Origin of the sequence: Bradyrhizobium sp. CIR48 (assembly GCF_014198315.1) — a bacterium.
In the GTDB taxonomy this organism is placed as follows: domain Bacteria; phylum Pseudomonadota; class Alphaproteobacteria; order Rhizobiales; family Xanthobacteraceae; genus Bradyrhizobium.
This window is the reverse complement of the sequence record NZ_JACIHG010000006.1, coordinates 119,431-139,733: the sequence shown is the minus strand read 5'-3', so window position 1 is coordinate 139,733 and position 20,303 is coordinate 119,431. Positions and strand designations below refer to the sequence as shown.

18 protein-coding genes are annotated in these 20,303 nt (G+C 64.9%); 2 read left to right on the top strand and 16 right to left on the bottom strand.

The window, feature by feature from the left end; genetic code table 11:
• Positions 1 to 13: 13 nt before the first annotated feature.
• Positions 14 to 166 carry a hypothetical protein gene (locus tag GGD66_RS19835; protein ID WP_018315939.1) on the top strand — a complete coding sequence of 51 codons (153 nt, stop codon included), beginning with the start codon at positions 14 to 16 and terminating at the stop codon, positions 164 to 166.
• Between the two features lie 148 nt (positions 167 to 314).
• Here GGD66_RS19835 and GGD66_RS19830 read toward each other — a convergent pair whose 3' ends face one another.
• From GGD66_RS19830 to GGD66_RS19795, 8 genes are all read right to left on the bottom strand, one after another.
• Positions 315 to 1,520 carry a calcium-binding protein gene (locus GGD66_RS19830; protein WP_092256252.1) on the bottom strand — a complete coding sequence of 402 codons (1,206 nt, stop codon included), beginning with the start codon at positions 1,518 to 1,520 and terminating at the stop codon, positions 315 to 317.
• A gap of 240 nt (positions 1,521 to 1,760) precedes the next feature.
• A complete protein-coding gene (locus GGD66_RS19825; protein WP_312014149.1) occupies positions 1,761 to 3,044 on the bottom strand; it encodes a hypothetical protein in 1,284 nt (427 codons plus the stop codon).
• Positions 3,045 to 3,536: 492 nt separating this feature from the next.
• Positions 3,537 to 5,033, bottom strand: coding sequence for an ABC transporter substrate-binding protein (locus GGD66_RS19820; protein ID WP_183258725.1), 1,497 nt, complete (start codon positions 5,031 to 5,033; stop codon positions 3,537 to 3,539).
• Between the two features lie 56 nt (positions 5,034 to 5,089).
• Positions 5,090 to 6,094 (bottom strand): ABC transporter ATP-binding protein, encoded by a 1,005-nt coding sequence (locus GGD66_RS19815; RefSeq protein WP_183258724.1) that lies wholly within the window; start codon positions 6,092 to 6,094, stop codon positions 5,090 to 5,092.
• The gene (locus GGD66_RS19810; protein ID WP_183258723.1) at positions 6,091 to 7,104 is read right to left on the bottom strand and encodes an ABC transporter ATP-binding protein; all 1,014 of its coding nucleotides are present in this window, start codon (positions 7,102 to 7,104) and stop codon (positions 6,091 to 6,093) included. The genes GGD66_RS19815 and GGD66_RS19810 overlap by 4 nt, the downstream gene beginning before the upstream one ends.
• Before the next feature lie 2 nt (positions 7,105 to 7,106).
• Complete coding sequence (locus GGD66_RS19805) at positions 7,107 to 8,000, bottom strand: ABC transporter permease (protein WP_183258722.1); 894 nt, start codon at positions 7,998 to 8,000, stop codon at positions 7,107 to 7,109.
• Positions 7,997 to 8,947, bottom strand: coding sequence for an ABC transporter permease (locus GGD66_RS19800; RefSeq protein ID WP_018315931.1), 951 nt, complete (start codon positions 8,945 to 8,947; stop codon positions 7,997 to 7,999). Before GGD66_RS19800 ends, GGD66_RS19805 begins: the two co-directional genes overlap by 4 nt.
• A gap of 84 nt (positions 8,948 to 9,031) precedes the next feature.
• The gene (locus tag GGD66_RS19795; RefSeq protein ID WP_183258914.1) at positions 9,032 to 10,453 is read right to left on the bottom strand and encodes an amidase; all 1,422 of its coding nucleotides are present in this window, start codon (positions 10,451 to 10,453) and stop codon (positions 9,032 to 9,034) included.
• A 126-nt stretch (positions 10,454 to 10,579) separates the two neighbouring features.
• On the opposite strand from GGD66_RS19795, the gene GGD66_RS19790 reads away from it, so the two are divergent.
• Complete coding sequence (locus GGD66_RS19790) at positions 10,580 to 11,467, top strand: LysR family transcriptional regulator (RefSeq protein WP_092256273.1); 888 nt, start codon at positions 10,580 to 10,582, stop codon at positions 11,465 to 11,467.
• Positions 11,468 to 11,474: 7 nt separating this feature from the next.
• On the opposite strand, the gene GGD66_RS19785 is transcribed toward GGD66_RS19790, so the two are convergent.
• The 8 genes from GGD66_RS19785 to GGD66_RS19750 form a co-directional block, all read right to left on the bottom strand.
• Positions 11,475 to 12,410: a carbohydrate kinase gene (locus GGD66_RS19785; RefSeq protein WP_183258721.1), complete on the bottom strand. Its 936-nt coding sequence runs from the start codon at positions 12,408 to 12,410 to the stop codon at positions 11,475 to 11,477.
• A 5-nt stretch (positions 12,411 to 12,415) separates the two neighbouring features.
• The gene (locus GGD66_RS19780; protein ID WP_183258720.1) at positions 12,416 to 14,062 is read right to left on the bottom strand and encodes an FGGY-family carbohydrate kinase; all 1,647 of its coding nucleotides are present in this window, start codon (positions 14,060 to 14,062) and stop codon (positions 12,416 to 12,418) included.
• Positions 14,063 to 14,102: 40 nt separating this feature from the next.
• On the bottom strand, positions 14,103 to 14,876 hold the full coding sequence (locus tag GGD66_RS19775; RefSeq protein ID WP_183258719.1) for an SDR family NAD(P)-dependent oxidoreductase: 774 nt from the start codon (positions 14,874 to 14,876) through the stop codon (positions 14,103 to 14,105).
• A gap of 20 nt (positions 14,877 to 14,896) precedes the next feature.
• Positions 14,897 to 15,904, bottom strand: a complete 1,008-nt coding sequence (locus tag GGD66_RS19770; RefSeq protein WP_018315925.1) for an ABC transporter ATP-binding protein — start codon at positions 15,902 to 15,904, stop codon at positions 14,897 to 14,899.
• 15 nt (positions 15,905 to 15,919) lie between these two features.
• Positions 15,920 to 16,750 (bottom strand): carbohydrate ABC transporter permease, encoded by an 831-nt coding sequence (locus GGD66_RS19765; RefSeq protein WP_018315924.1) that lies wholly within the window; start codon positions 16,748 to 16,750, stop codon positions 15,920 to 15,922.
• A 3-nt stretch (positions 16,751 to 16,753) separates the two neighbouring features.
• Positions 16,754 to 17,626 carry a carbohydrate ABC transporter permease gene (locus GGD66_RS19760; protein WP_026201575.1) on the bottom strand — a complete coding sequence of 291 codons (873 nt, stop codon included), beginning with the start codon at positions 17,624 to 17,626 and terminating at the stop codon, positions 16,754 to 16,756.
• 85 nt (positions 17,627 to 17,711) lie between these two features.
• Positions 17,712 to 19,025 (bottom strand): sugar ABC transporter substrate-binding protein, encoded by a 1,314-nt coding sequence (locus GGD66_RS19755; RefSeq protein WP_183258718.1) that lies wholly within the window; start codon positions 19,023 to 19,025, stop codon positions 17,712 to 17,714.
• Between the two features lie 325 nt (positions 19,026 to 19,350).
• On the bottom strand, positions 19,351 to 20,301 hold the full coding sequence (locus GGD66_RS19750; protein WP_092256280.1) for a sugar-binding transcriptional regulator: 951 nt from the start codon (positions 20,299 to 20,301) through the stop codon (positions 19,351 to 19,353).
• Positions 20,302 to 20,303 lie beyond the last annotated feature (2 nt).

Below are 20,303 nucleotides of genomic sequence, written 5' to 3'. Positions count from 1 at the left end.
TAGAAACGGTCATATGACCGACCAAACTGCTGACGTCCAGGCTGCTATGCAGTATTTGACCTGGGCACTGGAAAAGATCGAAACGGTGGGCAACCAGAAAGCAGCCCACCACGCCCGTATAGCCTTAGAGGCGCTGCGCAAGGGTTCAGCTGATAAGACTGAATAATCAGCTTCGGCCTGGCACAGCAAGCCCGCTTCGGGTCAGAAGCGGTCGTCCAAGCGCCGAAGTGGTAGCGCTGCTAGGCGGCCAAGATGCAACCCGAGTCTCGCCCCGCCGCAGGCGGGGCGAGATCGTTGCTTCCAGAGCAACTCGCTCAGATGAGGAAGTCGGTCTGGTGCAGGCTCGCCGCGTGGACGCCGTCGAGCGTGATGCTGTCGCTCGCCGATAGATGAATCACGGCGTCGCCGGCGGCATTGTCGCTGATCAGGCTCGACAGCGCCGTCCAGTCCGCAAACCCGTAATCGTGCACATTGATCAGGTCGTGCTCGGTCACCGTGCTGCCGACCGCCTTGTTGCCCTGATCGAAATCGGTGATCAGGTCATTGCCGGAGCCGGTGTTGAAGACGAAGGTGTCGCTGTTTCCGCCGCCGGAAAGCTGGTCATCGCCGGTGCCGCCGTTGAGAATATCCCTGCCGCCGGTGATCGAGCCCGGCGTCGCGGGGGCATAGTTCGCGGCATCACCATAGAGGTGATCGTTGGTTGCTCCGCCGGTGAGAATATCGTTACCGCCTTGGGCATTGCCGGACATGGTCCGCGCATCGCCGAAGAGCTCCGGGTTCGTATAATGGAGGCTGTCGACGCCATCGAACTCGATTGTGAGAATATCATCTCCCCCTTGGGCATTGTCGGTCAGCGAGGTCGCCGAATCTCCGTAGCCGAATCCAGCGGTCCAGACGACGTCGGTGCCGAAGGTAAAGGTGATGTTGTCGTTGCCACCATGCGCATCGCCGCCGATGGAGCCGATGGAATCGCCGCTAGCTGTCGCAAAGCCCTGCATGGTGTTCACAGTGATGTCGAGCGTGTCATTGCCGCCCTGCGCCGTGCCGCTCATGGAACCGCCGGCATCGCCGGCGTACACATGGTCGTAGCTTCGCCAGCCCACCGCGCTCGTGATGGTGTCACTGCCGCCGTGCGAATTGCCCGACATGTCGCCGGCGACATCACCGAAAACATGCACGTCGGTGTAAAGCGAATCGGCCCCGACACTGATCGTGTCGTTGCCGCCCCTGGCGTCGTCGGTCATTGCCCGGGCGTCGCCGACCACGAGGAAGGCATTCCAGCCGTAGCTCCCGGTAACGGTCAGGGTGTCGTTGCCGCCGCGGGAGTGGCCATGCAACGTCGTGTCGTCCTCGCCGAAGATCGTGACGTCAACTTCCGGCTGGGTGACGGTGACCGTCACGGTGTCGTTGCCGCCCCAGGCATCCGTGGTGGTCGGAAAATTCGGATCGCCGTAGAGGGTTTCGATCTGACCAAACTGGTCGAGCAGGACGTCGATGGTGTCGTTCGGCAGATATTGCATGGCGTAACTCCCATTTCATTGTCGGAAGCGGGGCTCACGTCGCTGGAATTTTTGCGCGACGTGCTGTGACCACGCTTCACGGAGACGAATTTAGTTCTGGTCGATGGCGGAGGTTTGCTGGAATTCGGGACAGAGTTTGATGGCGACGGGTTCGCTGCGCCGTGCGGCGAAACTCGTCATTGCGCAGCCGCGATGGCGCTCCGCGTCGCGGGGCGACACCGCCGCTCTTGCTCTGCGCCTTCAGATGATGAAGTCGGTTGGATGCAGGTTCGCCGTGTGAACCCCGTCCAGCGTGATTGAATCATTGGCGGAAAGATGGATCACGGCATCGCCGGCGGAGTTGTCGCTGATCAGTTTCGACAGCGCCGTCCAGTCTGCAAAGCCGTAGTCCTGCACGTCGATCAGATCCTGTTCCACCGCGGTGCTGCCGACGGCCTTGTTGCCCTGACCGAAGTCGACGATCGTGTCGTTGCCCGAGTCGGTGTTGAAGACGAACAAGTCGCTGTTTCCCCCGCCCCACATCCGGTCGTCGCCAGCCCCGCCGTTCAGCGTGTCGACGCCGCCGGTGATCGAGCCTGGTGTCGCCGGTTCGTAGATTCGCGCGTCGCCATACATGAAATCGCGGCCCGCGCCGCCATTGAGGACGTCGTTGCCGCCATGGGAATTGCCCACCATGGTCGGCGCATCGCCGTACATCTGCGCGCCGGCTTCCGCATACTGGCCGTCGAGCTTGACGGTGAGCACATCGTCGCCGCCTTGGGCGAAGTCCATCAGGGTTTCAGCCGAATCCCCGAACAAGGCTCCGCTCGAGATGGGGCTGCCACCGTTCAAGGTGACGGTCAGGTTGTCGTTGCCGCCCTGCGCGAGCCCCCTCAGGGAACCGATGGCGTCTCCGCTGACAGTCGCCCCGCCGTCCGTCGTGAGCACGGCGACATCGAGTGTGTCGTTGCCGCCGTGCGAAGTGTCCATCATTGAACCGCCGGCATCGCCGGCGAACAGGTTGGCGCCGCCGCGCCACGCGATTGAGCCGGTGATGTCGTCATGGCCGCCCTGCGCATTGCCCGACATGTCGCCGGCGACATCCCCGAACGCCGAGATCGTCGTGTAGATGGTGCGGCCGGCATCCGCGACGATGGTGTCGTTGCCGCCCTTGGAATCATCGATCATCGATTGGGTATCGCCGACCACGAGGGCGGTGTCCCAGCCGCCGTCGATGTCGGCGATCAACGTGTCGTTTCCGCCCTGGGAATGACCAAGGAGCATCGTGTGGTCGTCACCGAAGATCGTGAGTTTTGCATTGAGCGCGGCGACACTGGCCGTCACGGTGTCGTTGCCGCCCACGACGTCGGTGGATGCCGGAAAGCCGGGGTCTCCATACACGGTCGCGATTTGGCCAAATTGGTCAAGCGTGACGTCGTAGGTGTCGTTCGGCAGATGCTGCATGGCGTAACTCCCATTTTCATTGTCGGAAGCGGACCTGACGCCTGCAGAGCTTTCTTTTTTGCAAGACGCGTTGTTGACCACGCTTCACCGGGAGCGAATCTACCTTTGGTAGATGGCAGAGATTTGCAGGAATTCGGGAGAGAGTTTGATCGCGCGCATGGAACCGCGGCGGCGGCGTGCGGATCGTCACCTCAGATTGCGCATCCGTGAAGGTTTGATGACCTGCCGGCAAAAGCAGCCGAGCGAACGCCGGGGAATCTGCTTGCGACTCCACCAGGCGGCATCGGCATCTTCACGGCGTGCCTTGCCCGACAGCGGCCCGAACCACGAGACCGCGATGATGGAATATTGCCGGTGTTTTGCCCGACGGGTCAATGTTCCAGCGTATCGACCATTGAACGACGCAACGCACAAGCCATTGCGACGCAACGTGCAAGCCATTGAAATGACTATGCCCGGCTACTGTGCATGGGGTTGTTTTTTAGTTTTTTGTTTGGACGCGTCAAACGAATGGCCTCTCCCCGATGGGGAGAGGCCAAGATTGACGCGATACGCTCGACTTGATGGAGCGCCCTACTCCCAGGACCATGTCGAGAAATCGTTCTCGTACTGCGGGACGTCCTTCCAGACGCCCTTCAGCTTCTTGGCTGTAATGGTGATCAGCTGCGGCTGATAGAGGTAGGCGGAGACGGCGTCGGTGGCCAGCATGCGCTGGGCGTCGCCGAGCAGCTTGGCGCGAGCGGCCTCCTCGGGCGTCGACACGATCTGCTTGTAGAGTGCGTTGAACTTCTCGTTGTTGTAGCCGAGGTAGTAATCCGGCTCGGTGATCTTCACGAGATCGAACGGTTCGACATGGCTGACGATGGTGAGGTCGAAATTGTGCGGACCGTTGCCGGCGAACACCTGCGACAGCCATTGCGCCCATTCGACGTTCTCTATCTTGGCGACGATGCCGACCTTGGCGAGCTGGGCTGCGGCGATCTCGCCGCCCTGCCGCGCATAGGACGGCGGCGGCAGCTTGAGCGACAATTCGAGCGGCGTGGTGACGCCGGCTTCAGTGAGCAACTTCTTGGCCTTCTCGGGGTCGTAGGGATTGATGCCGGTGGTGTCGACATAGCCGAGCGCCCCCGGCACATAGAAGCTACCGATCGGCGTGCCGAAGCCGTCGACGGCGCCGTCGATCATGGCCTTGCGGTCGATCGCGGCGAGGATGGCGCGGCGGACGCGGACGTCGTCCAGCGGCTTCTTGCGATGGTTGATCGCGACGATGGTCTTGGCCCTGGAGCCGCCGACCAGCACCGTGAAACGCGGATCGGCTTTGAACTGGGCCAGGGCGCGCGCCGCGGCGACGCGCGGGAACGCATCGACGTCGCCCGACAGCAGCGCCGCCACCTGCGCGGCCGGATCGGAGATGAAGCGGATCGTCACCTTCGAAAGCTTGATCGCCGAGGCGTTGCGATAATCGGCCCACTTATTCAGCGTGATCGAGGAGCCTTTGGCCCACGCGCCTAGCTGATAGGGCCCGGTGCCGACCGGCTGCGTGACGTTGGTGGCAGCGCTCTTCGGCTCGACGATCGAGCCGCCCGCCTGGCCGAGCAAGAACGGCAGGTTCGGCTCGGAATATTTCACCGTGATCACGACCGTGTCGGCATCGGGCGCCTCGACCTTCTCGAAGGCCTGGTACAGGCTCTTGTCCTTGTTGGTGCTGGTCGGCGCGGCGTTGCGCTCGAACGAGAACTTCACCGCGGCGGAATCGAATGCCTCGCCGTTGTGGAATTTGACGCCCTTGCGCAGCTTGAACGTATAGGTCTTCAGGTCCGGCGAAGCGGTCCAGCTCTCCGCCAGCAAGGGCGAAACGGAGCCGTCCTCGTTGATCTTGGTCAGGGTCTCGTAGATGTTGTAGAGCGTGACCTCGGCGATCGCGGCGGCGGCGGCGTTGGTCGGATCGAGCCCCGGCGGCTCCAGCGCCATGGCCATGACGACGCTGTCCTTCTTGCTCTGCGCCAGCACCGGCAGAGGCGCCGCGACCAGCGCGGCGGCAAATGCGACGATGGATAGTTTCCTGAACATCTCGTAACTCCCCGGCCTGCTGTCTTCGTGAGCCTACGCCAATCCTGCTCCGGACACTAACCTTCCATGGCCGCCTGCGGCAACGCCATCACGGCTTCGGCCTTGTGGCAGGCGGCAAGGTGCCCCTCGCCCACCTTGCGTAACGCAGGCAGGGCCTCGCGGCAATGCTGGTCGGCGAGCGGACAGCGCGCGACATAGGGGCATCCGGCTGCCGCCGCCGATTGCGAGGCGATCGCCTGGCCCCCGCGCCGCCGCCGGCCGCCGCCGGCGCGCGCCCGCGGCACCGCTTCCAGCAGCGCCCGCGTATAGGGATGGGCGCAATGCTCGAACAGGTCGTCGGGCCGACCCTGCTCGACGATCCGGCCGAGATACATCACCGCGACCTCGTCGCAGAGATAGTCGACGACAGCGAGGTCATGGCTGATCAGGATGTAGCTCAGCCCGAACTGCTCCTGCAGATCCTGCATCAGGTTCAGCACCTGCGCCTGCACGGAGACGTCGAGCGCGGAGACCGGCTCGTCGGCGACAATCAGCTTCGGCTGGGTGATCAGCGCGCGCGCAATGGCGATGCGCTGGCGCTGGCCGCCGGAGAATTCGTGCGGATACTTCTCCATGTCGGCATCGCGCAAGCCGACCTGGCGCAGCACTGCGGCGACGCGCGCACGAAAAGTGGTGCGGTCGGCCTCTTCCAGCACAGTGAGCGGCTCGGCGACGATGCGGGCTATGGTCTGGCGCGGATCGAGCGAGCCGTAAGGATCCTGGAACACCATCTGAAAATCGCGCCGCGCGCGGCGCAGTTCGTCGGGCGGGATACGGTTGAGATCGCGGCCGAGCAGCGCGACCTGGCCCGACGTCGGCCGCTCCAACGCCATCACCAGCCGCGCGAAGGTCGACTTGCCCGAGCCGGACTCGCCGACGACGCCGAGGCTCTTGCCGGCGGCAACCTGCACGCTGACGCCATTGAGCGCGCGCACCTGGCCCGGCGGGCGAAACAGGCTCTCCCGCGGCAGGGCGTAGCGCTGCTCGAGATCCTTCACGTCGAGAAGGGGCGCAGCGATCATGCGGACAGCGCTCCGACGTTTTCAGCCATGGAGACATCCGTCCTGATGCAACGCACGACGTGCCGGGGTCCGACGTCGACCATCGGCGGAAGCGCGGCGCGGCATTGATCGATCACGAGCGGACATCGGTCGGAGAACGTGCACCCCGCCGCCAGATCCGCAAGCTCCGGTACGGTGCCCGAAATCGTCTTCAGCCGCGTCCCCTTGCGCGCGCCGAGCTTCGGCCGGGCGCGGAACAGGCCCTGCGTATAGGGATGCCCCATGCGGCGGAACACCTCGTCGGTCGGCCCGCTCTCGACGACGGTGCCGCCATACATCACCATCATGCGCTGCACGTTCTCGGCGATGACGCCGAGATCGTGCGAGATCAGGATCATCGACATGCCGCGCTCCTCGACGAGATCGGCGATGAGGTCGAGGATCTGGCCCTGGATGGTGACGTCGAGCGCGGTGGTCGGCTCGTCCGCGATCAAGAGATCAGGCTCGCAGGCGAGCGCCATCGCGATGGTGATGCGTTGGCGCTGACCGCCGGAAAACTGGTGCGGATAGGCGTCGACCCGCCGCGCCGGATCGGGCAGTCCGACGCGGTCGAGCAAGGCGATGGCTTCTTTGCGCGCCTGCGCCGCCGAGTGCTTCTTGTGACGTCGCAGCGGCTCGGCCACCTGATGCCCGATCGTGTGCATCGGATTGAGCGCGGTCATCGGCTCCTGGAAGATCATGCTGATGCGGTTGCCGCGCAGGCGGCAGTAATCGGCATCCGATAAGCCCGCGAGCTCGTTGCCGTCGAGCTTGATGCTGCCCGAGACCACGGCGCTATCGGGCAACAGCCCCATCAGCGACATCGCGGTGACCGACTTGCCGCAGCCGGATTCGCCGACCAACCCCAGCGTCTCGCCGCGCTTGAGGGAGAAGCTGACGCCGCGCACGGCCTGTGCCGGCCCGCGGCTGGTGTTGAGGCGGACACCGAGATTGTCGACCTCGATCAGCGGCATGGTGGAGCGCTCGCCCATCGTCATCGCTCCCGTGCCAGTCGGGGATCGAGCAGGTCGCGCAATCCGTCACCGAGAAGATTGAGGCCCAGCACCGCGATCGCGATCGCAGCGCCCGGATAGACCGCGAGCATCGGCGACTGGAACAGCAGCGTCTGCGCATCGTTCAGCATCCGTCCCCAGGACGGCTGTGGCGGCTGCGTGCCGAGACCGAGATAGGACAAAGCGGCTTCAGCCAGGATGGCGAGCGCGAACTGGATGGTGACCTGCACGATCAGGATCGACAGAATATTCGGCAGTACATGCTCGATGGTGATGCGGAAGGCCCCCTTGCCTGCCGCGCGCGCGGCCAGCACGAATTCGCGCGCCCAGATCGCGTTGGCCGAGCCGCGCGTCAGCCGGGTCAGCGTCGGGATCTGGAAGATGCCGATCGCGACGATCGAGGTCACCATCCCCGGCCCCACCACCGCGGCGAGCATGATCGCGGACAGCACCGCCGGAAAGGCGAAGGTGAAGTCGGAGAAGCGCATGATGATCTCTTCGGTCCAGCCGCGCCGGGCCGAGGCGATCAGTCCGAGCGTGACGCCGAAGGTGAGACCGATGCTGACGGCGATGACGCCGACCATGATGGTGGCGCGGGCGCCGGCGAGCAGCAGCGAGACGATGTCGCGGCCGAACGAATCGGTGCCGAGCCAGTGCGCCGCCGATGGCGGCCGCAGCTTCGAGGCGATGTCGATCTCGTAAGGAGACCATGGCGTCCACACCAGCGAAAGCAGCGCCGAGGCGAGCACCAGAAGGCTCAGCGAACCGCCGAGCACGAAACTGCGATGGCGCAGCGCGCGGCCCCAGAAGGACTTGGCCGGCACGCGGCGCGCCGCGACCGGCGCGTCAACCGGAGTGGTCAGGGGCGCGCTCACAGGTCGTGGACCTTGATGCGGGGATCGATGAAGGCATAGAGCACGTCGACCACGAAATTGACGATGACGACCATGGTCGCCAGCAGCATCACGCAATTGCGCACCACGATCAGGTCGCGGTTGGCGATCGACTGGAAGATCAGGCGGCCGAGGCCTGGCAGATAGAACACGTTCTCGATCACGATGGTGCCGGCGAGCAGGTTGGCGAATTGCAGCCCCATCACCGTCATGACGGGGATCATGGCATTGCGCAGCACGTGGCTCCACAACACCTCGCGCTTGCCGAGCCCCTTCGCGCGCGCCGTTCGAACAAAATCCTCGCGCAGCACTTCCAGCACGGCCGAGCGCGTGACCCGCGCCAGGATCGCCGCCTGCACCACCGCGAGCGAGATGGCCGGCAGCAGCAGCGACTTGACGCCGAGCCAGATGCCATCCTCCCAGCCGGAAAATCCCCCTGCCGAGAGCCATTGCAGCCGCACCGCGAACAGGAGCACCAAGAGGATCGCGAACCAGAAATTCGGCAGCGCGATGCCGACCTGCGTCAGCGACATCACGCCGACGTCGCCGAGCTTGTTGTGATTGGCGGCGGTATAGATGCCAGCCGAGAGCGCCAGCGTCACCGTGATCGTCATGGCCATGATCGCGAGCGGAATGGTCAGCACCAGCCGCTCCGCGATCAGGCTGGCGACCGGCGTGCCGTAGACATAGGAGTTGCCGAGATCGCCGACGAGGAGGCCCTTGATCCATTGCAAATAGCGAACCGCCAGCGGCTGGTCGAGCCCAAGCTTGACGGTGAGCGCGCGGACCGCGTCCGGCGAGGCATCCGCGCCCATCAGCATCTGCGCGGCGTTGCCGGGAAGCGCGTCCAGCACCAGGAAAATGATCAGGGATGCGCCGACCAGGGTCGCCAGCAAGGTCAACAGACGTCGGAGGACAAATACGCTCATACGCGCTCGGCTTCAGGGCTCAGCTGCGGCACGATCAACATGTCCGGACGCCGGAGGCAAGCCCTTTGCAGCATGCCCATCTCCTCAAGCCGGCCAGCGGGACAGAAGGTCGTGCGAGGCTTCGAACAGCGCGCTGACGCGCAGCAATTCCGCATCGGCGCGGAAGCGGCCGACGAGCTGAAGCCCGATCGGCAGGCCGTCGCGGCCGAAGCCAGAGGGCAGGCTGAGGGCGGGATGGCCCGTCATGTTGAACGGCATGGTCCAGGGGAACCAGTGCGGCCGGACGCTATCGAAATGCGCTCCGTCGATCTCGATGGAGCCGAACAAATCCTGCTTGATCGGCAGCGCGGTGCGCGTGAGCGTCGGCATCGCCAGGAAGTGTCCGCGCGCAAGCAGCGATTGCACGCGGCGGAACAGCGCGGTACGCGCGAACATCGCCTCCTGATAGTCGACGCCGCTGACCTCGGTCGCAAGCGCGAGCTGCTTGAGGAAGGCCTCGCTCAGCTCGTCCTTGTGGTCGGCTGCGAGTTTTGCAAACCGCGTGCGCCAGACCGTGTGGTTGATGGCGCGCCAGATCGGCTCGATGTCGAAACCGTCGCCGGAAAATTCCTCGAGCTCGGCGCCGAGCCCCGCCAGCCGGTCGAGGCTCGCCTTGAAGCTGGCTGCGACCTCGGCGGACACCGGACGGCCCGGCGGCGTCAGGCAATACAGGATCCGCTGCCCGCGCAGATCGCCGCGCGGCGCGGCCGTGCCGATGAAATCGGGCACCCGGACGCCGATCGACCAGGGGTCGCAAGCATCCTCGCCTGCCATCGCCTGCATCATCAACGCCGTGTCGGCGACGGTCCGCGTGGTCGGCGTGACATAGGTCTGGTTGCCGAACGCATCGAGCGCCTGACTATGGGGGATGACTCCGTTGCTCTGCTTCAAGCCGACCACGCCGTTGCAGGCGGCGGGAATTCGCGTCGAGCCGCCGCCGTCGGTCGCGATCGCGAGCGGCGCGATGCCGCTGGCGACGGCGACGGCCGCGCCGCCGCTGGAGCCGCCGGAAGACCGGCACCGATCCCACGCATTGCGGGTGCGGCCGAACAAAGGTGAATCGGTCAGGCACTTGCTGCCGAATTCCGGCGTCGTGGTCTTGCCGATCAGGATCGCGCCTTCGGCGCGCAGCCGCGCCACCGCGACGGCATCCTCGTTCGGCACATTGTCCTTGTAGGGAACGGCGCCGAAGGTGGTCTTGACGCCCTTGGTGTTGACGATGTCCTTGACGGTGACGGGGATGCCGTGGAGCAGACCGAGCGGCTCGCCGGCCATCATTTTGCGCTCGGCGACGCGCGCCTGCGCCATCGCCTCGTCGCCGCAGAGCGTGATGAAGCAGTTCAACTCGGGCTGGAGCGCCTCGGCGCGCGCGAGCACGGCACTGACGATCTCGACGGGCGAAATCCGCTTTTCGGCGATGAGGCCGCGCAGCTCGGTTGCGGACAGGAGACAGGGATCGCCATTCATCGTCGTCACATCACGCTCCGAAGCGGGCCGCCGTTGGCCCAAAGCATTGACAGCGAGAATGACAGTTTTGTTAACTCGCCGTCCAATACGATTTTGATGGCCAACCCATACGTTTTCGGTATGCCAATGGATCTTCGCCGCCTCCGCTATTTCGTCGCCGTCGCCGAGACACGCAGCGTCGGCAAGGCCGCCGAGCGGCTACGGATGGCTCAGCCTCCGCTGTCCGTCCAGATCCGCAAGCTCGAGGCCGAGATCGGTGCGCCGCTGTTCCGCCGAGGCACCCGCGGCATGGACCTGACCGAGGCAGGCCAGGCGCTGCTGGCGCGTGCGAGCGAAGCTCTGGCGCTGGCCGTCGACGGCGCCGAAGCTGCGCGCGCGGTCGCCGCCGGCAAGCGCGGGCGGCTCTCGGTCGGCTACATGTTCGTACTGGCGAATGCGATGCTGCCGCGGCTCATCCCGGAGCTGCGGCGGTCCATTCCCGGCGTCGATCTCGACTTTGCCGAGCTCAGCGCATCGACGCGCGAGGCCAGGCTGCTTGACCGCAGCGTCACGGTTGCGCTGTGCATGCCGGCCATCAACCATCCTGAGATCCAGGTGGCTCGGATCGGTGCGCAGCCATTCATGCTGGCAGTGCCGATCCGCTCGCCGCTCGCGCGTCTCGGCGCCGTGCCGATGGCGCGGTTGCAGGGCCGTCCGCTGATCGCGTTGCCGCCTCCGGAGCAAGATCCCGCCTCCTCCGCGGTCGCAGCCCTGCTGCGACGACATCAGATCGTGATGCCGATCGCGAGTCGTGTGGAGACGGTGCATTCGGCGATGAGCCTGGTTCTCGCCGGCGAAGGTCTTGCGATCGTGCCGGCCTGCGCCCAGCTCGGCGCGCCACGCGGCATCGTGTTCAGGCCGCTGCGCGATGCCGCCGATTCCATCGACATCGCGGTTTGCTGGCGGAGGGATTCCCAGAGCCCGCTGATCTCAAGGTTCATAAAATGCGCCGAGAAGGCCGTTGCGCGGATGTGAGGCGGCGCTACCAGCTCCAATTGATCTCATGGCTCCAGGGCGGATCGGCGCCCGGACGGGTGCAGGTCAGGCCGGCGCAATTGGCGGCAAAGGACAGGGCCAGGCGGAGCTCGACGGCGCTGATGTCCTTCAATGCTTGCCGGGCGAGCCTCCCCTGCTTGTGCAGGGCAAAGAGCAGCGCCGCCTGAAAACTGTCGCCCGCGCCGATCGTGTCGGCGACTTCGACCTTGGGCGCGGCGACCTCGATCTGCCCTGCCCCCGCGTGCCATGCGATCGCGCCGTTGTTGCCGCGGGTGATGACGACGAGGCGCGTGCCCTGCCCGAGCAGCGCCTTCGCCCGCTGCTCGTAAGGCTCGTCGCCGAAGAGATAGGCGAAGTCGACGTCGGACATCTTGATGAGATCGGCACAGCCAGTGAACTCGGCCATGCGCGCCAGGTAAGCCGGCTTGTCCTTGACCAGATTGGGCCGACAGTTCGGATCGAACGAGATCGTCGACGACGCCCGCGCGTCCGCGATCAGCGCTGTCGTCTCGGCCGCGCCCTGGTCGTTGACGAGTGTGGTCGAGCCGACATGAACGGCGTCCACATGCGCGAACGGAATCGTCCCGCGCCGGTAGGTCCAGTTCCGCGTCGCGGTTCCGGCGTCGTAGAAGGCATAATGCGATTCGCCCGCGACGATGCGGACGAAAGCGAGCGTGGTCTGGTGATCACTGCGGGTGGCGAGATTGAGGTCGACGTTGGAGGCCGCCGCATGATCTGCAATCATCCGCCCGAACAAATCGGTCGAGATGCCGCCGACGAATCCAGTGGGTGCGCCCAGCCGGGCCATGCCGATGGCGACGTTGAGACAGGAGCCGCCGACCGCCGGCATCACCGCCTCGCGTCCTTGCGCATTTCCCGTCGGCACGAAATCGATCAGCGCATCGCCGCAGGCAATCAGCATGTCCTTCAACCTCTCGCGATGTCGGCCATCGCCGCGCGGCTGCCGCGATCGACGTCGCGCAGGAGCTTATAGACCTCGCGCTTGCGGGCGTGAAACGCGGCCATGTCGGGCGCAGTCGGCTCGCTCTTCCGTCCCAGCGCCGACATTTTTGCCATGGTCTCGCCGATCGAGGCATAGGCGCCGCCGGCCACCGCTCCCAGCATCGCAGCGCCCAGCAGCACCGGCTCCCTGGTCTGCGGCAGCGCGACGGTGAGGCCGGTCGTATCCGCCATGATCTGCCGCACCAGCGGGCTGCGGCTCGCACCGCCCCCCATGATCATGATGCTGGAGCGAACGCCATGCGCGGCAAAAGCCTCGATCACCTCGGCGAGCCCATAAGCGAGCCCGCACAGGCCGGCGACGAACAGCCGCTCCATCGCGGCGATGTCGGTGTCGAGATCGAGGCCCGCGATCACCGCGCGCGTATCAGGGTCGGCGTACGGCGAGCGGTTGCCGATGAACTCGGGGAGAACATGGATGTCGCGGGCGAGCAGCGCGGCACGGCTGGCGCTGCCTGCGCGCGCGATGATACGGCGCTCGAGGAAGTCGATGAGGTCGAGACCCTCGCTGCGCGCCGCCGCGCTCGCCTCGGTATGGCCCGGATGCGATTTGAGGAGATGGTCGATTGCTGCGCCCGCGGCCGACTGGCCGCCCTCGTTAAGCCAGAAATCAGGAACCATGCCGGAGTAATAAGGTCCCCACACGCCGGGCACGAAGCACGGCTCCGTCGTCGTCGCCATGATGCAGGCCGACGTTCCCATAATGTAGGCAAGCCGGTCACTGACATCGCTCGCCCCGCCCGATCCGTCGCGGCCGCCGATCGCACCGATGCCGCCGGCATGCGCATCGATCAGCGACGCGCCGACCGGTATGCCCGGCGACAAGCCGAGCTCGGCAGCGGCCGTGGCGGTGAGCCCCGCGCCGAGTCGCGTGCCGGGGGCGACGATCTCGGTGCCGATGCGGGCGTATTTCTCATTGACGAAGTCGGACAGGCCAATGCGCTTGAAGAATTGCGCGCTCCAGCCGCCGCCGTCATGGGCGAGATAGTTCCATTTGCAGGTGACGGTGCAGGTCGAGCGCTGGAGCGATCCCGTCGCGCGCCAGGTCAGATAATCCGCGAGGTCGAAGAAGTGTCCGGCGGCGTCGAAGCTCGCGCGCAGGTGCCGCTTCAGCCATAATAGCTTCGGCATCTCCATCTCGGGCGAGATCGAGCCGCCGACATAGCGCAGCACGGCGTCCTCGGTCTCGTTGATCAGCCGCGCCTCGGCCGTGGCGCGATGATCCATCCAGACGATGACATTGCGTTGCTTGTCGCCGGATGCGCTGACCGTGAGCGGCTCGCCCTGCTTATCGAGGACAACCAGCGAACAGGTCGCGTCAAAGCCGATGCCGCCGACACTGTCGGGCGCGATGGCGGCTTCCGCCATCGCGGCCCGCACCGATGTCGCGCAGGCCTCCCAGATGTCCTGGGACGACTGTTCGACGATATCGCCGGCCTCGTGCCAGATGCGGATCGGATGCCGGGCGGTGGCCAAAAGCGTGCCGGCCTCGTCAAACACTCCGGCCCGCGTGCTCGTGGTCCCCACGTCGACGCCGATATACGCTCGCGGCATTGTCGCTCCCGGTCGCTTTCCGTCAGCTTTGACGGTGAACCTACCAGCAAGTATAGCCGCCATCCACCAGCACGATGCTGCCGGTCATCAGGCTCGCCGCTTCGGAGCTCAGGAACAATACGACCGAGGCGATCTCCTCGACCTGCCCCATCCGTGCCATCGGGGTTCCGCCGATCCAGGCGTCATACATCTTGGCGTTGCTCTTCACGAAGGCGTTGAGCGGGGTCTCGATATAGGTCGGCGCCACCGCATTGACGCGGATGCCGCGCGCGCCCCATTCGGCGGCCAGCGATTTGGTCAAATGATGCACCCCCGCCTTGGAGGCATTGTAGAAGCACTGCTCCTGCGGCTTGTTGACGATGAAGCCCGACATCGAGCCGACATTGACGATGGCGCCGCTCCCGGCCTTGAGCATGTGCTTGCCGAATTCGCGGCAGCACCAGAAGGTGCCGTTGAGATTGACGTCGATGACGTTGAGCCAGTGCTCGTCGGTAACGGTCTCCGCCGGGGTTTCGCTGCGGGCGATGCCGGCATTGTTGACGAGGATGTCGACCTTGCCGTGGCGGGCGACGAGCTCGTTCGCGACCTCCGCCACGCGCTTGGTGTCGGTCACGTCCATGATCGCGGTCTCCACGTCAAAGCCCTTCGCCTTCAGGCTGGCCTTGGCGCTGTCGGCGACCTTGCTGTCGCGGTCGCCGATGATGACCCTGGCGCCGGCTTCGGCCAGCGCTTCCGCGCAGCCAAGGCCGATGCCCTGCCCGCCGCCAGTGATGAACGCGGTCTTGCCGTTCAGCTTGAATTTTTCCAGGTACATGGTGGTCTTCCCGTTTCTTGTTAGTTCCGAAGCGCGTTGCCGCCGTCGTCGAAGCGATGGATGCGCGCGGGGTCCGGCACCAGCGACACGCGGTCGCCGGCATGCAGGCTCAGCTCGCCGATGTAGCGTGCGGTCAGCATGCCGAGCGGACCGGCATCGACGTAAAGGAAGGTGTCGCTGCCAAGATGCTCGGCCACCGCGATGGTCCCCTGCCAGCCTCCGGTGCCATCGCGGTCAATCTTGAGGTGCTCCGGCCGGACGCCGATGGTGGCCGCACCACGTTGCAGGGCGAGCTCGCCGGTGACGAAATTCATCTTGGGCGAACCTATGAAGCCGGCAACGAAGAGATTGGCCGGCCGCTCGTAAAGCTCCAGCGGCGAGCCATATTGCTCGATCTTGCCGCCGTTGAGCACGACGATCTTGTCGGCCATGGTCATGGCTTCGACCTGGTCGTGTGTCACGTAGATCGCGGTGGTGCCGAGCTGCTTCTGCAGCCGCGTCACCTCGATGCGCATCTGCACGCGCAGCGCCGCATCGAGGTTGGAGAGCGGCTCGTCGAACAGGAAGGCCTTGGGCTCGCGCACGATGGCGCGGCCGATCGCGACGCGCTGGCGCTGGCCGCCGGAAAGCTCGCGCGGCTTGCGGTCGAGATAGGGCGTGAGGTTCAGCGTCGCGGCGGCCGCCTCGACCTTGCGGTTGATCTCGTCCTTGGCGAGGCCCGCCATCTTCAGGCCGAAGCCGATATTGCCGCGCACGCTCATATGCGGATAGAGGGCGTAGGACTGGAACACCATCGAGAGCCCGCGCTTGGCGGGCGGCGTATCGACGACGTTCTTGCCGTCGATCAGGATCTTGCCGCCAGAGACGTCTTCGAGCCCTGCGATAAGCCGCAAGAGCGTGGTCTTGCCGCAGCCGGAGGGGCCCACGAACACCACGAAGGAGCCGTCGGCGATGTCGAGGTCGGCGCCCTTGATGATGTGCACCGGGCCGAAGGATTTCTGCACGCCCTGAAGTGTGATCTGACCCATGATCCGGCAGCCCTTCTACTTCACCGCGCCGAAGGTGAGCCCGCGCACGAGCTGCTTCTGGCTGAACCAACCGAGGACGAGAATGGGCGCGATCGCCAGCGTCGAGGCCGCCGACAGCTTTGCCCAGAACAGCCCTTCCGGGCTCGAATAGGAGGCGATGAACGTGGTGAGCGGCGCAGCGTTCGACGTCGACAGATTGAGCGTCCAGAACGCCTCGTTCCAGGCCAGGATCAAATTGAGCAGCATGGTCGAGGCCAGGCCCGGGATCGCCATCGGCGTCAAGACATAGACGAGTTCGCGGCCGATGGTGGCGCCGTCCATGCGCGCGGCTTCAAGGATGTCGCGCGGGATCTCCTTGAAATAGGTGAACAGCATCCAGATCACAATCGGCAAGTTTCCGAGACACAGGATGAAGACGAGGCCAATGCGGGAATCGAGCAGGCCGAAAGTCTTGTAGATCAGGTAGATCGGCACCAGCACGCCGACCGGCGGCATCATCTTGGTCGAGAGCATCCAAAGCAGGATGTCCTTGGTGCGCTTGGTCGGCGAGAACGCCATCGACCAGGCCGCGGGGATCGCGATCAGAAGCGCAATCAGCGTCGAGCCGCCTGCGATGATGACCGAGTTCATGGCGTGGTGGAAATAGTCGCTGCGCTCCTGCACGGTCGCATAGTTTTCGGTGGTCCAGTGGAAGAACAGGAAGGATGGCGGGATGGCGAAGGCCTCTAGCTCGGTCTTGAAGCTCGCCAGCACCATCCAGAGGATCGGGAAGAAGATCAGGAAGCCGAAGAACCACGCCCCGATTGTCGATATCACCACCCGCCGCGTCGTCGCCATCCGAGCCATGCTTCAAGCCTCCAGATTGCGGCCGACGATGCGGACGAGGAAGAAGGCGACGACATTGGCGATCACGACAGCAACGAGGCCGCCCGCGGAGGCGCTGCCGACGTCGAACTGGATCAGCGCCTGCGCATAGATCAGGAAGGCGATGTTGGTGGTTTGCAGGCCCGGGCCACCGCCCGTGGTGACATAAATTTCCGCAAAGACCGTGAGCAGGAAGATCGTCTCGATCAGGATCACCACGGTGATGGGCCGCGCCAAGTGCGGCAGCGTGATGTAGATGAAGGTCGAGACGGCGCTGGCGCCGTCCATCTCGGCGGCCTCCTTCTGCTCCTCGTCGAGCGATTGCAGCGCGGTCAGCAGGATCAGCGTCGCGAAGGGCAGCCATTGCCACGTCACGATCAGGATGACGGCAAACAGCGGTACGTCGTTGAACCAGTCGATCGGCGTCAGATGGAACAGCGAGGCGAGCCAGGCGAACAGGCCGGACACCGGATGCATCAGCAAATTCTTCCAGACCAGTGCGCTCACCGTCGGCATCACGAAGAACGGCGCGATCACCATCAGCCGGACGAAATTGCGTCCGATCACCGGCTGGTCCATCAGCAGTGCCAGCGGAATCCCGAGCAGGATCGTCAGCGCCAGTACCGAGCCGACCAGCACCAGCGTGTTCTGGAGCGAGGCCAGGAAGGCGGGATCGGTGAGGAAGTAGCGGAAGTTCTCCAGCCCGATGAATGATTCCGAGCCGGGATCGAGCAGGCTGTAATGCAGCGTCGAGAAATAGATCGTCAGCGCCAGCGGGACGATCATCCAGATGAACAGCAGCCCGACGGCCGGCGTCAGGAGCGAGCGCGCAAGGGTCTGCGTCTGCCGGGTTGCCATCAACGCTTCTCCGCTGGCGGGAAGAAGGCGGCCATCCATGACGCCGGATGGCCGCTAGTCTGAGCTCAGGAGGAAGAGCTCGGGTTCACTTGATGTAGCCGGCGCGCTTCATCTCGCGCTCGGTTGCCGATTGCGCCGCGGTCAGCGCGGCGTCGACGGTCATCGAGCCCGCAAGCGCGGCGGAGAATTGCTGGCCGACCTGGGTGCCGATGCCCTGGAATTCGGGGATCGCAGCGTATTGCACGCCGACATAAGGCACCGGCTTCACCGTCGGCTTGTTCGGATCGGCCGCGTCGATCGAGGCCAGCGTCAGCTTGGCGAACGGGGCGACCTTCAGATATTCATCGTTCTTGTAAAGCGAGGTCCGCGTGCCCGGCGGCACGTTGGCCCAGCCCTCCTTCGACGCCACGAGCTTGGTGTAGTCCTTGCTCGTCGCCCAGGCGATGAACTTCTCGGCGGCTTCCATCTTCTTGGAGCCGGCGGGGATCGCGAGGTTCCAGGCCCACAACCAGTTGGCGTTCTTGCCGAGCCCGGTGTTGGGCGCGAGCGCGAAGCCGACCTTGTCGGCGACCTTGGAATCCTTCGGATTGGTGACGAAGGACGCCGCCACCGTGGCGTCGATCCACATCGCGCATTTGCCGGCGTTGAACAGCGCCAGATTCTCGTTGAAGCCGTTGGAGCTTGCGCCGGGAGGGCCGGCTTCCTTCATCAGATTGACGTAGGTCGTGAGCGTCGTCTTCCATTCCGGCGTGTTGAACTGCGGCTCCCACTTCTCATCGAACCAGCGCGCACCGTAGGAATTGGCCATGGCCGAGAGGAACGCCATGTTCTCGCCCCAGCCGGCCTTGCCGCGCAGGCAGATGCCGTAGGTGCCGGCGCTCTTGTCGGTGAGCTTCTTGGCGGCGTCGATCACGAAATCCCAGGTCGGCTTTTCCGGCATCTTCAGGCCGGCCTTCTCGAACAGATCGGTGCGATACATCACCATCGAGCTTTCGCCGTAGAATGGCGCGGCATAGAGCTTGCCGTCGACGGAAACCGCATCCTTGATCTTGGGCAGGAGGTCGGCGACGTCGTAATCGCCGCCGAGATTGGCGAGCGGCACCAGCCAGCCCTTCTTGGCCCAGATCGGCACCTCATAGGTGCCAATGGTGAGAATGTCGAACTGACCGCCCTTGGTGGCGATGTCGGTGGTGACGCGCTGGCGCAGCACGTTCTCCTCCAACGTCACCCATTTCACGGTGATATCGGGGTACTTCTTGGTGAATTCAGCCGTCAGCCCCTGCATGCGGATCATGTCGCCATTGTTGACGGTGGCGATCGTCAGGGTCGTTTCGGCCATCGCGGGGACGGCCAGCAACAGAACATACGCGCCACAGACGGCGCCCAAGACATGTTTCACGGTGACCTCCCTCAAACTCGCGTTTTGAGCATATGCCCACGCATTGGGCGTATGTTCAACGCAAGGGAGGAGGATTGTCAAGCAGGCGCAGAGCCGTTTGCGCAACTTATGAGTGCTGCGGTGCGGGAGTGGTGCGAGCGAATGGAAGAGGATGGCGCGGCTTGTCCACCTCTCCCGCTTGCGGGAGAGGTCGGATCGCATCGAAGATGCGATACGGGTGAGGGCTTTCACCTCTTGGGGAGTCTTCCCAGCGGAAAGACCCTCTCCCCACCCCTCTCCCGCAAGCGGGAGAGGGAGCCGAGTCCCGCAGCCGCGCCAGTTCGCCCTACCGCTCCAAAATCGCCTGCGCGGTCGTCTCGTCGGTGATCAGGCCGCTGATCAGCCGCCCATTCAATGCCGCCGCGATGGCCGGCACCTTGGCCACACCGACCGCGGCGGCAATCGTCGTGGTCTTCGCCGGCACTTCGGGCGGGATGCTGGTGAGGCGCTTGTTGGTGCCGGCCTTGAGCAGGCGGCCCTTGGAATCATAGGCCCAGCCGGTGATCTCGCCGATGGCACCCAGCCGCATCATCTCGAACAATTCGTCACGGGTGACGAAACCGTCGACATGCACCTGCGCCTTCTGGTCCATCTGGCCGATGCCGACGAGGCGCAAGTCCGCCTTGGCCGCGACCGCCTTCACCTTGGCGATCGGCTCGATGCGGACCATCTTGTTGCGCTCGTCCTCCGACGACATCAGGAACGGCAGCGGCATCGGATAGTGCCGCGCACCGGTGCGGTCGGCGAGCCGGCCGACGGTATCATAGAAGCTCGCCGAACCATCGGCGGAGATGTTGCCGACCAGTGAGACGATCTGGTGATTGGGCCGGTCGATCGGCGTGACACGCTCGACTGCGGCGCGCACTGCACGGCCGGTGCCGAGCGCGACGATCACCGGCGTCTCCGAACGCAGCGTCGCATCGAGCAGATTGGCGCAGCGTTCGGCGATGCCGGAAGTAGCCTGCGGCGCAGCCGGATCTGCCGGCACCACCTCGCAGTGAGCGAGATCGAAACGCTCCTTCAGGCGCGCCGCAAGCTCCATGCAGGCGGCGATGGGGTGTTCGAGCCGGAAGGTGATGAGACGCTCGGCTAGGCACAACGAGACCAGCCGCTGCGCCGACGCCCGCGAGACCTGGAGCATCTTTGCGATCTCGTCCTGGGTGTGACCGGCGATGAAATACAGCCAGCCGGCGCGCGCGGCGTCGTCGAGTCGGGATTTGTCGTTCTCGGCGGCCATGC

Bases quoted from the DNA above. Each gene is read 5' to 3' on its own strand.
- GGD66_RS19835 (WP_018315939.1), top strand. From the start codon at position 14: ATGACCGACCAAACTGCTGACGTCCAGGCTGCTATGCAGTATTTGACC.
- GGD66_RS19830 (WP_092256252.1), bottom strand. From the start codon at position 1,520: ATGCAATATCTGCCGAACGACACCATCGACGTCCTGCTCGACCAGTTT.
- GGD66_RS19820 (WP_183258725.1), bottom strand. From the start codon at position 5,033: ATGTTCAGGAAACTATCCATCGTCGCATTTGCCGCCGCGCTGGTCGCG.
- GGD66_RS19815 (WP_183258724.1), bottom strand. From the start codon at position 6,094: ATGATCGCTGCGCCCCTTCTCGACGTGAAGGATCTCGAGCAGCGCTAC.
- GGD66_RS19810 (WP_183258723.1), bottom strand. From the start codon at position 7,104: ATGGGCGAGCGCTCCACCATGCCGCTGATCGAGGTCGACAATCTCGGT.
- GGD66_RS19800 (WP_018315931.1), bottom strand. From the start codon at position 8,947: ATGAGCGTATTTGTCCTCCGACGTCTGTTGACCTTGCTGGCGACCCTG.
- GGD66_RS19795 (WP_183258914.1), bottom strand. From the start codon at position 10,453: ATGAATGGCGATCCCTGTCTCCTGTCCGCAACCGAGCTGCGCGGCCTC.
- GGD66_RS19790 (WP_092256273.1), top strand. From the start codon at position 10,580: ATGGATCTTCGCCGCCTCCGCTATTTCGTCGCCGTCGCCGAGACACGC.
- GGD66_RS19785 (WP_183258721.1), bottom strand. From the start codon at position 12,410: ATGCTGATTGCCTGCGGCGATGCGCTGATCGATTTCGTGCCGACGGGA.
- GGD66_RS19780 (WP_183258720.1), bottom strand. From the start codon at position 14,062: ATGCCGCGAGCGTATATCGGCGTCGACGTGGGGACCACGAGCACGCGG.
- GGD66_RS19775 (WP_183258719.1), bottom strand. From the start codon at position 14,876: ATGTACCTGGAAAAATTCAAGCTGAACGGCAAGACCGCGTTCATCACT.
- GGD66_RS19770 (WP_018315925.1), bottom strand. From the start codon at position 15,904: ATGGGTCAGATCACACTTCAGGGCGTGCAGAAATCCTTCGGCCCGGTG.
- GGD66_RS19765 (WP_018315924.1), bottom strand. From the start codon at position 16,750: ATGGCTCGGATGGCGACGACGCGGCGGGTGGTGATATCGACAATCGGG.
- GGD66_RS19760 (WP_026201575.1), bottom strand. From the start codon at position 17,626: ATGGCAACCCGGCAGACGCAGACCCTTGCGCGCTCGCTCCTGACGCCG.
- GGD66_RS19750 (WP_092256280.1), bottom strand. From the start codon at position 20,301: ATGGCCGCCGAGAACGACAAATCCCGACTCGACGACGCCGCGCGCGCC.